The following is a 13,208-nucleotide window of genomic DNA, read 5'->3' as shown; positions in this document are numbered from 1 at the left end:
CCCTCCCCTTGGCAGCCCGACCGAACGGCCGGAGGTGACCCCAGGTGATCCCCCTGTCCCTCGCCGAGATCACCGCCCTCGTCGGCGGGCGGCAGCACGACATACCGGACCCGGACGCCCTGGCCACCGGCCCGGTCGTCTACGACTCCCGTGAGGTGGTCCCCGGCGGCCTGTTCGCGGCCTTCGCCGGGGAGCACGTCGACGGCCACGACTACGCCGGACGCGCCATCGAGGCCGGGGCGGTCGCCGTACTGGCCACCCGGCCCGTCGGCGTACCCGCCATCGTCGTCCCGGACGTCGTCGCAGCCCTCGGGGCCCTGGCCCGCGCCGTCGTGGAGCGCCTGGGCGCCACCGTCGTCGGCCTGACCGGCTCCGCCGGGAAGACCAGCACCAAGGACCTCATCGGGCAGCTCCTGGGCCGCCTGGGCCCGACGGTCTGCCCGGCCGGCAACCTCAACAACGAGATCGGCCTCCCGGTGACCGCCCTGCGCGCCACCGAGGAGACCCGCCACCTCGTCCTGGAGATGGGCGCCCGCGGCGTCGGCCACATCCGCTACCTCGCCGAGCTCACCCCGCCGCGCATCGGCCTCGTGCTCAACGTCGGCACCGCGCACATCGGCGAGTTCGGCGGACGCGAACAGATCGCGCTGGCCAAGGGCGAGCTGGTCGAGTCCCTGCCGGCGGCGGCCGAGGGCGGCGTCGCCGTGCTCAACGCCGACGATCCGCTGGTCCGCGCCATGACCGCGCGCACCAAGGCCCGTACGGTGCTGTTCGGCGAGGCCGCCGACGCCGACGTCCGGGCCGCGGACGTCCGCCTCACCCCGGACGGCCGGCCCGCCTTCACGCTGCACACCCCCACCGGGTGCGCCGAGGTGACCATGCGGCTGTACGGTGAGCACCACGTGTCGAACGCGCTCGCCGCCGCCGCCGTCGCCCACGAGCTGGGCATGCCCGTGCAGGAGATCGCCTCCGCGCTCTCCGAGGCGGGCCAGCTCTCCCGCTGGCGGATGGAGGTCACCGAGCGCGCGGACGGCGTGACGATCGTCAACGACGCCTACAACGCGAACCCCGAGTCCATGAAGGCCGCGCTCCGCGCGCTGGCCGCCATGGGCGAGACCGCCAGGGCGCGGGGGGGCCGCACGTGGGCGGTGCTCGGCCGAATGGCGGAGCTCGGCGAGGAGTCGCTCGCCGAGCACGACGCGGTCGGACGGCTGGCCGTCCGGCTCAACGTCAGCAAGCTCGTGGCAGTCGGGGACAGGGAAGCGGCCTGGCTGTGCATGGGCGCCTACAACGAGGGTTCGTGGGGTGAGGAGTCGGTGCACGTGTCCGACGTGCGGGCGGCGGTCGACCTGCTGCGCAGCGAGCTGCGTCCGGGGGACGTCGTCCTGGTGAAGGGGTCCCGGTCGGTCGGGCTGGAACGGGTCGCGGAACAGTTGCTCGCGGGTGAGGGCGAGGTCACCGGTCGATGAACCAGATCCTTGTCGCGGGAGTCGTCGGACTCTTCCTGACGCTGATCGGCACCCCGCTGCTGATCAAGTTCCTCGCCCGCAAGGGCTACGGCCAGTTCATCCGGGACGACGGCCCGCGCGGCCACGCCGGGAAGAAGGGCACGCCCACCATGGGCGGCATCGCCTTCATTCTGGCCACCCTGGTCGCCTACGCCGTCACCAAGGTGGCGACCAGCAGCAAGCCGACCACCTCCGGTCTGCTGGTGCTGTTCCTCACCGCCGGCATGGGCCTGGTCGGCTTCCTCGACGACTACATCAAGATCGTCAAGCAGCGCAGCCTCGGTCTGCGGGCCAAGGCCAAGATGGCCGGCCAGCTGATCGTCGGCATCGCCTTCGCGGTGCTGGCCCTGCAGTTCGCCGACACCCGCGGCCAGACCCCGGCCTCCACCCGGCTGTCGTTCACCCAGGACTTCGGCTGGGCGCTGGGCCCGGTGATCTTCGTGGTCTGGGCGCTGTTCATGATCCTCGCGATGTCGAACGGCGTGAACCTCACCGACGGCCTCGACGGCCTCGCCACCGGCGCCTCGGTGATGGTCTTCGGCGCGTACGTGTTCATCGGCACCTGGCAGCACGGCCAGTCCTGCGGCAACCCGCTGACCGCGGGCGCCGCCTGTTACGAGGTCAGGGACCCACTCGACCTCGCCGTCGTGGCCTCCGCGCTGATGGGCTCCTGTTTCGGCTTCCTCTGGTGGAACACCTCGCCGGCCAAGATCTTCATGGGTGACACCGGCTCGCTCGCCCTCGGCGGCGCGCTCGCGGGCCTGGCCATCTGCTCCCGCACCGAGCTGCTCATCGCCGTGCTCGGCGGTCTGTTCGTCCTCATCACCATGTCCGTGGTGATCCAGGTCGGCTCGTTCCGCCTCACCGGCAAGCGCGTCTTCCGGATGGCCCCGCTCCAGCACCACTTCGAACTCAAGGGGTGGAGCGAAGTCCTCGTGGTGGTCCGCTTCTGGATTATCCAGGGCCTGTGCGTGGCCGTCGGCCTCGGAATCTTCTACGCGGGATGGCTGGCCATCAAGTGACCACCTCGGAATTCCACGGCAAGCACATCACCGTCGCCGGCCTCGGCGTGAGCGGCGTCAGCGCCGCCCGCGCCCTGGCCGGCCTCGGCGCCCGGGTCACCGTCGTCGACGGCGGCGACGGCGAGGCCCTGCGCGAGCGCGCGGCCGGCCTCGGCGACGCCGTCACCGTACGGCTGAACGACGCCGACACCCTCCCCGAGGGCACCGACCTCGTCGTCACCTCGCCCGGCTGGCGCCCGGACAGCCCGCTGTTCACCGCCGCCGCCGAGGCCGGCGTCGATGTCGTCGGCGACGTCGAGATCGCCTGGCGGCTGCGCGGCGAGGGCGCGCCCCCGTGGCTCGCCGTCACCGGCACCAACGGCAAGACGACGACCGTCCGGATGCTCGCCTCCATCCTGGAGGCCGCCGGCCTGCGCACCGCCGCCGTCGGCAACATCGGCACCCCCATCGTCGACGTGGTGCTCTCCCAGGAGCCCTACGACGTCCTCGCCGTCGAGCTCTCCAGCTACCAGCTGCACTGGGCGCCCTCGCTGCGCGCCCACTCCGCGGCCGTCCTCAACCTGGCCCCCGACCACCTCGACTGGCACGGCTCCATGAAGGCGTACGCCGCCGACAAGGGCCGGGTCTTCGAGGGCAACCGGGTCGCCTGCGTCTACAACACCGCCGACCCGCGCACCGAGCAGCTGGTCCGCGACGCCGACGTCGAGGAGGGCTGCCGCGCCATCGGCTTCACCCTCGGCGCCCCCGGCCTCTCGGAACTCGGCGTGGTCGACGGCATCCTCGTCGACCGGGCGTTCGTCGCCGACCGGCAGCGCAACGCCCAGGAGCTCGCCGAGGTCTCCGACATCCACCCGCCGGCGCCGCACAACATCGCCAACGCCCTGGCCGCCGCCGCCCTGGCGCGCGCCTTCGGCGTGGAGCCCAAGGCCGTCCGCGACGGCCTGCGCGCCTTCCGGCCGGACGCCCACCGCATCGCCCACGTCGCCGACGTGGCCGGGGTGGCGTACGTGGACGACTCCAAGGCCACCAACACCCACGCCGCCGAGGCGTCCCTGGCCGCCTACGGGTCCGTGGTGTGGATCGCGGGCGGCCTCGCCAAGGGCGCGACCTTCGACGAGCTGGCCGCCGGCGCCGCCGGGCGGCTGCGCGGCGCCGTCCTGCTCGGGGCCGACCGGGCCCTGATCAAGGAGGCGCTGGCACGACACGCCCCGGATGTCCCGGTGGTGGACCTCGACCGGACCGACACTGGGGCGATGGCCGAGGCCGTCCGGGAGGCGGCCCGGCTCGCCGCGCCCGGCGACACGGTCCTGCTGGCCCCGGCCTGCGCGTCGATGGACATGTTCACCCACTACGGCGAGCGGGGCGAGGCGTTCGCGGCGGCGGTCCGGGAGCTGGCCGACCAGGCCGGGCCCGGGGAACCCGCCGCCGGCCGCGCCACGGAGAACTAGCCGCCACGGCCCCGCGCCGCGGGCCGGGCGGCCCGGAACAGCAGCGGAGGGGACCCGGATGCACGCCGACCACGTCCACGCCACCGCGGGGCCGCCCGGCGCCTGGACGGCCCTGCGCGGGCCCTCCGCGCGCTCCCGGCCCGCCCGCCCGTCCGGCGCCGCCCCGGCCCGCGGGACGGCGGGCAGGGGCCCGGGAACGGGCGGCCCGCCGCGCGGCCGGCTCCCCGGCGGCCAGGGCGGGCTGCGCGCCCTGCACGCCCGCGCCCGCCGCGCCTGGGACCGGCCCCTGACGGCGTACTACCTGATCCTCGGCGGCTCGCTGCTGATCACCGTGCTGGGCCTGGTGATGGTCTACTCGGCCTCCCAGATCAAGGCCCTCCAGAACGGGCTGGCCCCCACCTACTTCTTCCGCAAGCAGCTCCTCGCCGCCGCCATCGGCACCGCCCTGCTGCTGGTGGCCGCCCGGCTGCCGGTGAAGGTGCTGCGGGCGCTCGCCTACCCGCTGCTCGCCGTGTCCGCCTTCCTGCTCGTCCTGGTCCAGGTGCCCGGCATCGGCGAGACCATCAACGGCAACACCAACTGGATCTCCCTCGGCGGCCCCTTCCAGGCCCAGCCCAGCGAGTTCGCCAAGCTGGCCCTGGTGCTCTGGGGCGCCGACCTGCTGGCCCGCAAGCAGCACAAGAAGCTGCTCACCCAGTGGAAGCACCTCCTGGTGCCGCTGGTGCCCGTCACCTTCGTGCTGCTCGGCCTGATCATGGTCGGCGGCGACATGGGCACCACCGTGGTGCTCACCTTCGTCCTCTTCGGCCTGCTCTGGGTGGCCGGCGCCCCCACCCGGCTGTTCGCCGGGGTGATCGGTGTCACAGGAGCGCTCGCCGTCCTGTTCATCAAGACCAGCGCCAACCGGATGTCCCGGCTGGACTGCATCGGCGCCACCGACCCGGGCGCCAACGACCAGTGCTGGCAGGCCGTGCACGGGATCTACGCGCTGGCCAACGGCGGTTGGTTCGGTGCCGGACTGGGCGCGAGCGTCGAAAAATGGGGCGAACTGCCCGAGCCCCACACCGACTTCATCTTCGCGATCACCGGTGAGGAGCTGGGCCTGGCGGGGACGCTGTCGGTCCTCGCCCTCTTCGCGGCTCTAGGCTATGCGGGTATCCGCGTGGCCGGACGCACGGAGGACCCCTTCGTGAGGTACGCCGCGGGAGCGGTGACCACCTGGATCACGGCCCAGGCCGTGGTGAACATCGGTGCGGTGCTCGGCCTGCTGCCGATCGCCGGTGTGCCGCTCCCGCTGTTCTCCTACGGAGGGTCCGCCCTGCTGCCGACCATGTTCGCCATCGGGCTCCTGATCGCCTTCGCGCGCGACGAACCCGGTGCGCGGGCGGCGCTGGCCATGCGGCAGCCTGGGGTGAGATGGAAGACGATGAGACGGCGCGTCAAGAAGCGGCCGTCCGGAGAGCGGTGAATTTCGGTGCATGTCGTACTCGCCGGCGGGGGGACCGCCGGCCACATCGAGCCCGCGCTCGCCCTCGCGGACGCCCTGCGCAGGCAGGACCCGACCGTGGGGATCACGGCGCTCGGCACGGAGCGCGGGCTGGAGACCCGGCTCGTGCCCGAGCGGGGCTACGAACTGGGGCTGATCCCGGCGGTGCCGCTGCCCCGCAAGCCCACGCCCGAGCTGATCACCGTGCCCGGGCGGCTGCGCGGCACCATCAAGGCCGCCGAGCAGATCCTGGAGCGCACCAAGGCCGACTGCGTGGTCGGCTTCGGCGGCTATGTGGCGCTCCCCGGCTACCTGGCCGCCAAGCGGCTCGGCGTGCCGATCATCGTCCACGAGGCCAACGCCCGCCCCGGCCTGGCCAACAAGATCGGCTCGCGCTACGCGGCCGGCGTCGCGGTGTCCACCCCGGACAGCAAGCTGCGCAACGCCCGTTACGTGGGCATCCCGCTGCGCCGCACGATCGCCACCCTGGACCGGGCGGCCCTGCGCTGGGAGGCCCGCGCCGCGTTCGGCCTGGAGCCGAACATGCCGACCCTGCTGGTGTCGGGCGGCTCCCAGGGCGCCCGCCGGCTGAACGAGGTCGTCCAGGCGGTCGCCCCGTCGCTGCAGCGCTCGGGCATCCAGATCCTGCACGCGGTCGGTCCGAAGAACGACGTGCCGCATGTGGACAACATGCCCGGAATGCCGCCTTACATCCCGGTATCGTATGTGGACCGCATGGACCTCGCGTACGCCGCGGCCGACATGATGCTCTGCCGCGCGGGCGCGATGACCGTCGCCGAACTCTCCGCCGTCGGGCTCCCCGCCGCCTACGTCCCGCTGCCCATCGGCAACGGCGAACAGCGGCTCAACGCCCAGCCGGTGGTCAAGGCGGGCGGCGGACTGCTGGTCGACGACGCCGAGCTGAGCCCGGAGTGGATCCACCACAACGTGCTCCCGGTCCTCGCCGACCCGCAGCGGCTGTACGACATGTCCCGCGCCGCCGCCGAGTTCGGCCGCCGGGACGCCGACGAGCTGCTCGTCGGCATGGTCTACGAGGCGATCGCCGCCCGCAGGGGCTGACGTCGCGGCAGGAGGCTGGGAAGCGTGGCCGGACCGACGACCGCCCGGCGCGGTGACGAACGGAACCGTAAGCCGAAGCGGAAGTCGCCGGCCGGCTCCTCCCAGGCTCCCAAAGGTGCGGGCAAAGGCGGGAAAAAAGGCGGGAAAGCGGCTGGAAAGCCCAAGTCCGCCGGAACGGCGGGGGCCCGCACGGGCCTCCGCCGCCTGCTGCCCCGCCGCTCTCGCCTGATCCTCTGGACCCTCGCGGTGGCCCTCGCCGGCGCCGGCGCCGGCTGGCTCCTCTATGGTTCCGGCTGGCTGCGCGCCACCCACGTGGACGTGGACGGCGTCGAGGTGCTCTCCGCCGCCGAGGTGCGCGAGGCCGCGGCCGTCCCGCTCGGCGACCCGCTGATCTCCGTCGACACCGACGCCGTCGCCGACCGGCTGCGCCGGCGGCTGCCCCGGATCGAGTCCGTCGACGTCTCCCGGGACTGGCCGCACGGCGTCGCCGTCGAGGTGACGGAGCGCCAGCCGCGCGCCATCGTCGAGAAGGACGGCAAGTTCGTCGAGATCGACGGCTCCGGAGTGCGGTTCGCCACAGTCGACCGGCCGCCCGCCAAGGTGCCGCGGCTGGTGATGGAGGCCCCGGCGGACGCCCCGAGCACCCGCCGCTTCGGGCGCCCCCGTCTCGAACGCGAGGGCGTGCGCGCCGCCGCCGCGCTCCCGGCCGACGTCCGCCGCGACACCCGCGTGATCCGGGTACGCTCATACGATTCGATCATCATGGAGCTGACGGGTGGTCGGACCGTCGTCTGGGGCAGTGGCGAACGGGGTGACGCGAAGGCCCGTTCGCTCACCGCCCTGATGAAGGCGGCGCGCGGGGCGGACCACTTCGACGTGAGCGCCCCGGGCGCCCCTGCGGCGTCGGGGAGTTGACGGCGGCCGGTGGCCGGCAGCACCCTGGTTGGCTACGCCTATGGGTGATCACATAGGGTGAAAAGAAAAACGGGAGGTTCGGCGTGTTCGTTGAACACGCGCCACTTGTCGACTTAGTGTCCTGTTCCGAGAACCCAGGGAACAGTGGCACGGGTAACCCTAAACTTCAACGTTAGGGTTCGGGTTGGCATTGCGAACCGTCCCCCAGGCATACGTAACTCGAGGCGAGAGGCCTTCGACGTGGCAGCACCGCAGAACTACCTCGCAGTCATCAAGGTCGTCGGTATCGGCGGCGGTGGCGTCAACGCCATCAACCGGATGATCGAGGTCGGTCTCAAGGGCGTCGAGTTCATCGCGATCAACACCGATGCACAGGCCCTGCTGATGAGCGACGCCGACGTCAAGCTCGACGTCGGCCGGGAGCTCACCCGGGGTCTCGGCGCCGGCGCGAACCCGGACGTCGGCCGCAAGGCCGCCGAGGACCACCGCGAGGAGATCGAGGAGGTCCTCAAGGGGGCCGACATGGTCTTCGTCACCGCGGGCGAGGGCGGCGGCACCGGCACCGGCGGCGCGCCCGTCGTCGCCAACATCGCCCGCTCGCTGGGCGCCCTGACGATCGGTGTGGTCACCCGCCCGTTCACCTTCGAGGGCCGCCGCCGGGCCAACCAGGCCGAGGACGGCATCGCCAGCCTCCGCGACGAGGTCGACACCCTCATCGTCATCCCGAACGACCGGCTGCTGTCCATCTCCGACCGCCAGGTGAGCGTGCTCGACGCGTTCAAGTCGGCGGACCAGGTGCTGCTGTCGGGCGTCCAGGGCATCACCGACCTCATCACCACCCCCGGCCTCATCAACCTGGACTTCGCGGACGTCAAGTCCGTGATGTCGGAGGCCGGTTCCGCCCTGATGGGCATCGGCTCGGCGCGCGGCGACGACCGCGCGGTGGCCGCGGCCGAGATGGCCATCTCCTCGCCGCTGCTGGAGGCGTCCATCGACGGCGCCCGCGGCGTCCTGCTCTCCATCTCCGGCGGCTCCGACCTCGGTCTCTTCGAGATCAACGAGGCGGCCCAGCTGGTCAGCGAGGCGGCCCACCCCGAGGCGAACATCATCTTCGGCGCCGTCATCGACGACGCCCTCGGCGACGAGGTTCGCGTCACCGTCATCGCCGCCGGCTTCGACGGCGGCCAGCCGCCGGCCAAGGGCAGCCGCGACAAGGTGCTCGGCTCCTCCTACGGCCGCGAGGAGACCCCCGCCGCGCCGGCGCCGGCCGTGAGCCGTACCGAGCGGCCGGCCGAGCCGGTCCGCCCCTCGTTCGGCGGGCTCGGCAACGTGACCCCGCGGACCGAGGAGCCGGTCCCGGACCCGGTGCCGGTCGCCGAGGTCCCGCCGCCCCCGGTCGCCTCCCCGCAGGTGCCGCCGGCCCGTCCGTACCAGGACTCGACCGCCGAGGAACTGGACGTTCCCGACTTCCTGAAGTGACCGGGCAGGACGTGACCCCGGTGATAGGAAACCCGGCCCCGGACACCCGGGGACGGCCACACGTGGCACACGCGAGCGGCGCGCACTTCGCCTTCACCGACCGGTGGGGCGGGGTGAGCGCCGCTCCGTATGCGGAGCTCAACCTGGGCGGCGCGGTCGGCGACGACCCGGCCGCGGTCCGGGCCAACCGCGAGCGGGCGGCCCGTGCGCTGGGCATCGACCCGGCGGCGGTCGTCTGGATGCACCAGGTGCACGGCCGGGACGTGGCCGTGGTCGACGGACCGTGGGGCCCCGACGACGAGATCCCCGCGGTGGACGCGGTGGTGACGGACCGCCGGGGGCTCGCCCTGGCGGTGCTCACCGCCGACTGCACCCCCGTCCTGCTGGCCGACCCGGTCGCCGGGATCGCGGGCGCGGCCCACGCCGGCCGGCCCGGCCTGGTCGCCGGGGTGGTGCCCGCGGTGGTCGAGGCGATGACCGGACTCGGCGCCGACCCGGCCCGGACACTCGCCTGGATCGGCCCGTCGGTGTGCGGCGGCTGCTACGAGGTGCCGGAGGCCATGCGGGCCGACGTCACCGCGGCGGTGCCCGAGGCGTGGGCCACCACCCGGTGGGGCACCCCGGCCGTGGACGTGGCCGCGGGCGTCCGGGCGCAACTCGCCCGAATGGGCGTCAGCCTCGCGGGGCAGTCGGACGTTTGCACGATGGAATCGGCGGACCACTTCTCCTACCGGCGCGACCGCGTGACCGGGCGGCTCGCCAGTTATGTGTGGCTCGGCGACGACCGCGCCGGGGAAGGGGAGTCCGGTCGATGACGGACCGCAGGACGCAATTGGCCGACAACCTCGCCCGGGTGGAGGAACGTATCGCCGACGCCTGTACGGCGGCGGGCCGAAAGCGTGACGAGGTCACCCTGATCGTGGTCACCAAGACCTATCCCGCGAGCGACGTCCGGCTGCTCGCGGAACTGGGGGTCCGTCACGTCGCCGAGAACCGCGACCAGGACGCGGCGCCGAAAGCCGCGGAATGCGCGGATCTGCCGCTCACCTGGCACTTCGTCGGTCAATTGCAGACAAACAAAGTGAAAAGCGTGGTGAATTATGCCGACGTGGTGCACTCCATTGACCGGATGAGGCTGGTCACCGCGCTTTCCGCCGCCGCGGTACGGAAAGGCCGGGGCCCCGGACGGGAAATCGGCTGTCTGATCCAGGTGGCCCTGGACGCGGAGACGGGCGACGGCGCCGGCCGCGGCGGCGTCGCGCCGGACGGGGTGGCGGCCCTCGCCGACGCCCTGGCCGAGGCCGAGGGGCTGCGCCCGGCGGGGCTGATGACGGTCGCTCCGCTGGCCGGACCGTACGCGGGCCGGCCCCGGGCGGCCTTCGAGCGGCTGCGGGAAATCGCAACGGACCTGCGCGCGGCGCATCCGGCTGCGAACATGGTGTCCGCGGGAATGAGCGCGGATCTGGAGGACGCCGTGGCGGCGGGTGCGACACATGTACGCGTCGGCACAGCGGTACTCGGAGACCGACCCGGCCTCGGGTAACGTCGCCAAGAGTCGGACCACAGCACAAAATATGGTCATTCCCGTCAAAAGGCGGGCGGACCAAGTGGATCCAGCGCCGTTGAGGAGCCGATCCACCACAGAGCGGAGGACGCAGAGAATGGCCGGCGCGATGCGCAAGATGGCGGTCTACCTCGGCCTCGTGGAGGACGATGGGTACGACGGCCGGGGATTCGATCCCGATGACGAGTTCGAGCCCGAGCCGGAGCCCGACCGGCGCCGGCAGCAGCACCAGCAACACCAGGCTCAGCAGACGCAACCGGACGAACCGGTACGGGTCGCCCAGCCCCCGGCGCAGCGCGAACCGGCTCCGCTGACAGCGGAAACGGGACGACCCGCCCGAATCGCCCCCGTGTCGTCCATCACACCCGAACGCCACTCCCTGGAGAAGAACGCACCGGTGATCATGCCCAAAGTCGTGTCCGAGCGGGAGCCTTACCGCATCACGACATTGCACCCTCGGACCTACAACGAGGCCCGTACCATCGGGGAACACTTCCGTGAAGGCACCCCGGTGATCATGAATCTGACCGAGATGGACGACACCGACGCGAAGCGACTTGTCGACTTCGCCGCGGGTCTGGTCTTCGGCCTCCACGGCAGCATCGAACGGGTGACGCAGAAGGTGTTCCTGCTGTCTCCTGCTAACGTCGATGTCACGGCGGAGGACAAGGCCCGCATCGCAGAGGGCGGGTTCTTCAACCAGAGCTAGAGACGCACAATCAGGCAATGCCGGTGAGAGACGGTCAATAGGCCGGGCACAAGGGGAGAGGGAAGCGCGAGGATGGACATCGCACGGCAGGTGGTCTACATCGCGCTGTACGTCTTCCTCATCGTGCTCATCTTCCGATTGGTGATGGATTACGTCTTCCAGTTCGCCCGCTCGTGGCAACCCGGTAAGGCGATGGTGGTCGTCCTTGAGGCCACCTACACTGTCACCGATCCGCCACTCAAGCTTCTGCGGCGGTTCATCCCGCCGCTGCGTCTCGGGGGCGTGGCGCTCGACCTGTCCTTCTTCGTACTGATGATCATCGTCTACATCCTGATCACCGTCGTGGAGCGGCTGTGAACGCGGCTGTGAACGATACGGTCTTGCCGATTGCCGACGACTACGTTGAGGTGAAGAAGAGATGCCGCTGAGCCCCGAGGACGTGCGGAACAAGCAGTTCACGACCGTCCGTCTGCGAGAAGGCTATGACGAGGACGAGGTCGATGCCTTTCTCGACGAGGTCGAGGCAGAACTGACCCGCCTGCTCCGGGAGAACGAGGACCTGCGCGCCAAGCTGGCGGCAGCGACCCGAGCCGCGGCGCAGAACCAGCAGCAGAACATGCGCAAGCCCGAGCCGCAGGACCAACGACCAGGTCCCGGGGCTCCGGTGCCCGCCGCCATATCCGGCCCGCAGCCGGTGCCGCCGAACCAGCAGCAGATGGGCGGCCCGCCGCAGCTTCCGGGCGGTGCCCCGCAGCTGCCGGCCGGGCCGGGCGGACACGGCCACGGTCCCCAGGGCCCGCACGGCGCGGGTCCCATGGGACAGAACCCCATGGGCCAGGGCGGCCCGATGGGTGGACCCATGGGCGGTCCCATGGGTCAGGGCGGCCCCGGCCCGATGGGTCAGGGCGGTCCGATGGGGCAGGGCGGTCCCGGTCCGATGGGTCAGGGCGGTCCGATGGGCGGCCCCGGCCCCCAGATGCCCCAGCCGGGTCAGGGCCCGGGCGGCGACAGCGCCGCGCGTGTGCTCTCGCTCGCGCAGCAGACGGCCGATCAGGCGATCGCGGAGGCCCGCTCCGAGGCCAACAAGATCGTCGGCGAGGCCCGCAGCCGCGCCGAGGGCCTGGAGCGGGACGCCCGCGCCAAGGCCGACGCGCTGGAGCGGGACGCGCAGGAGAAGCACCGCGTGGCCATGGGCTCCCTGGAGTCCGCCCGCGCCACGCTGGAGCGCAAGGTCGAGGACCTGCGCGGCTTCGAACGCGAGTACCGCACGCGGCTGAAGTCCTACCTGGAGAGCCAGCTGCGCCAGCTGGAGAACCAGGCGGACGACTCGCTCGCCCCGCCGCGCGCCACCGGCGCCCCGTCGCTGCCGCCGGCCCCCTCGATGAGCGGGTCCATGGCATCGGCCGGTGCGGGCATGGGCGGTCACAGCATGGGCGGCAACTCGTCCATGGGCGGCGGCCACGGCCAGTCGTCGGGCAACCCGTCGTACGGCGGGCAGCAGCAGATGTCGCCCGCGATGACGCAGCCGATGGCTCCGGTGCGGCCGCAGGGGCCGCAGCCGATGCAGGCGCCTTCGCCGATGCGTGGGTTCCTCATCGACGAGGACGACAACTGACGGGCTGCGCCCGGTAGCGGGTGTCGTCGGACAATCACCAACGGGCCGGGCCCCGGGGATATCCCCGGGGCCCGGCCCGTTGTCGTGTGCTTGTATGCTGATCGGCAGCGCCGGGGTGTGTAGTTCAGTAGGTGGAACGCCTCGATGGCATCTAGGATGACGGCGGTTCGATTCCGTCCCGCTCCGGCGCGTTCGCTTTGGTTGAGAGGGTGGGGCCCCGGTCCCGCCCTTTCGCCGTTTCCTGGGGCTGCCGCCCCAGACCCCGCTTGTCGCGGCTTCGCCGCTCGTCCTCAATCGCCGGACGGGCTGATATAGCCCGTCCGGCGATTGAGGACAACCGCGCGGAGCGCGGTTTCGGGGGGTGCGGGGCCCCTCCCCGCAA

12 protein-coding genes are annotated in these 13,208 nt (G+C 72.2%); all 12 read left to right on the top strand.

Annotated features, from left to right (window positions below):
• Nucleotides 1–44 precede the first annotated feature (44 nt).
• The 12 genes from J7W19_RS08160 to J7W19_RS08105 all read left to right on the top strand — a co-directional run bounded on the left by J7W19_RS08160 (nt 45) and on the right by J7W19_RS08105 (nt 12,826).
• Entirely contained in the window at nt 45–1,469 is a 1,425-nt protein-coding gene (locus J7W19_RS08160) for a UDP-N-acetylmuramoyl-tripeptide--D-alanyl-D-alanine ligase (RefSeq protein WP_004952652.1), read from the top strand.
• Complete coding sequence (mraY, locus tag J7W19_RS08155; RefSeq protein WP_004952655.1) at nt 1,466–2,530, top strand: phospho-N-acetylmuramoyl-pentapeptide-transferase; 1,065 nt, start codon at nt 1,466–1,468, stop codon at nt 2,528–2,530. Before J7W19_RS08160 ends, mraY begins: the two co-directional genes overlap by 4 nt.
• Nucleotides 2,512–3,978, top strand: coding sequence for a UDP-N-acetylmuramoyl-L-alanine--D-glutamate ligase (gene murD, locus J7W19_RS08150; protein WP_051072736.1), 1,467 nt, complete (start codon nt 2,512–2,514; stop codon nt 3,976–3,978). Before mraY ends, murD begins: the two co-directional genes overlap by 19 nt.
• A 58-nt stretch (nt 3,979–4,036) precedes the next feature.
• Entirely contained in the window at nt 4,037–5,446 is a 1,410-nt protein-coding gene (gene ftsW / locus J7W19_RS08145; RefSeq protein WP_004952661.1) for a putative lipid II flippase FtsW, read from the top strand.
• Between the two features lie 6 nt (nt 5,447–5,452).
• Complete coding sequence (gene murG, locus J7W19_RS08140; RefSeq protein ID WP_004952663.1) at nt 5,453–6,544, top strand: undecaprenyldiphospho-muramoylpentapeptide beta-N-acetylglucosaminyltransferase; 1,092 nt, start codon at nt 5,453–5,455, stop codon at nt 6,542–6,544.
• Between the two features lie 24 nt (nt 6,545–6,568).
• The gene (locus tag J7W19_RS08135) at nt 6,569–7,459 is read left to right on the top strand and encodes a cell division protein FtsQ/DivIB (RefSeq protein WP_210455309.1); all 891 of its coding nucleotides are present in this window, start codon (nt 6,569–6,571) and stop codon (nt 7,457–7,459) included.
• A gap of 240 nt (nt 7,460–7,699) precedes the next feature.
• Complete coding sequence (gene ftsZ / locus J7W19_RS08130) at nt 7,700–8,938, top strand: cell division protein FtsZ (RefSeq protein ID WP_004955836.1); 1,239 nt, start codon at nt 7,700–7,702, stop codon at nt 8,936–8,938.
• Between the two features lie 62 nt (nt 8,939–9,000).
• Nucleotides 9,001–9,753: a peptidoglycan editing factor PgeF gene (gene pgeF / locus J7W19_RS08125; protein ID WP_004955833.1), complete on the top strand. Its 753-nt coding sequence runs from the start codon at nt 9,001–9,003 to the stop codon at nt 9,751–9,753.
• Entirely contained in the window at nt 9,750–10,481 is a 732-nt protein-coding gene (locus tag J7W19_RS08120; RefSeq protein WP_004955831.1) for a YggS family pyridoxal phosphate-dependent enzyme, read from the top strand. The genes pgeF and J7W19_RS08120 overlap by 4 nt, the downstream gene beginning before the upstream one ends.
• A gap of 118 nt (nt 10,482–10,599) precedes the next feature.
• On the top strand, nt 10,600–11,211 hold the full coding sequence (locus tag J7W19_RS08115; protein WP_004955830.1) for a cell division protein SepF: 612 nt from the start codon (nt 10,600–10,602) through the stop codon (nt 11,209–11,211).
• A 72-nt stretch (nt 11,212–11,283) separates the two neighbouring features.
• Nucleotides 11,284–11,568 (top strand): YggT family protein, encoded by a 285-nt coding sequence (locus J7W19_RS08110; RefSeq protein WP_004955828.1) that lies wholly within the window; start codon nt 11,284–11,286, stop codon nt 11,566–11,568.
• Between the two features lie 61 nt (nt 11,569–11,629).
• Complete coding sequence (locus tag J7W19_RS08105) at nt 11,630–12,826, top strand: DivIVA domain-containing protein (protein ID WP_004955826.1); 1,197 nt, start codon at nt 11,630–11,632, stop codon at nt 12,824–12,826.
• Nucleotides 12,827–13,208: the final 382 nt, after the last annotated feature.

Origin of the sequence: Streptomyces mobaraensis NBRC 13819 = DSM 40847, assembly GCF_017916255.1 — a bacterium.
GTDB lineage: Bacteria > Actinomycetota > Actinomycetes > Streptomycetales > Streptomycetaceae > Streptomyces > Streptomyces mobaraensis.
This window is presented reverse-complemented; position numbering and strand designations above follow the sequence as displayed.

What these genes read in the sequence shown, in the direction of transcription:
- mraY (WP_004952655.1), top strand. Translation starts at nt 1,466, where the DNA reads ATGAACCAGATCCTTGTCGCGGGAGTCGTCGGACTCTTCCTGACGCTG.
- murD (WP_051072736.1), top strand. Translation starts at nt 2,512, where the DNA reads ATGGCTGGCCATCAAGTGACCACCTCGGAATTCCACGGCAAGCACATC.
- ftsW (WP_004952661.1), top strand. Translation starts at nt 4,037, where the DNA reads ATGCACGCCGACCACGTCCACGCCACCGCGGGGCCGCCCGGCGCCTGG.
- J7W19_RS08120 (WP_004955831.1), top strand. Translation starts at nt 9,750, where the DNA reads ATGACGGACCGCAGGACGCAATTGGCCGACAACCTCGCCCGGGTGGAG.
- J7W19_RS08115 (WP_004955830.1), top strand. Translation starts at nt 10,600, where the DNA reads ATGGCCGGCGCGATGCGCAAGATGGCGGTCTACCTCGGCCTCGTGGAG.
- J7W19_RS08110 (WP_004955828.1), top strand. Translation starts at nt 11,284, where the DNA reads ATGGACATCGCACGGCAGGTGGTCTACATCGCGCTGTACGTCTTCCTC.
- J7W19_RS08105 (WP_004955826.1), top strand. Translation starts at nt 11,630, where the DNA reads ATGCCGCTGAGCCCCGAGGACGTGCGGAACAAGCAGTTCACGACCGTC.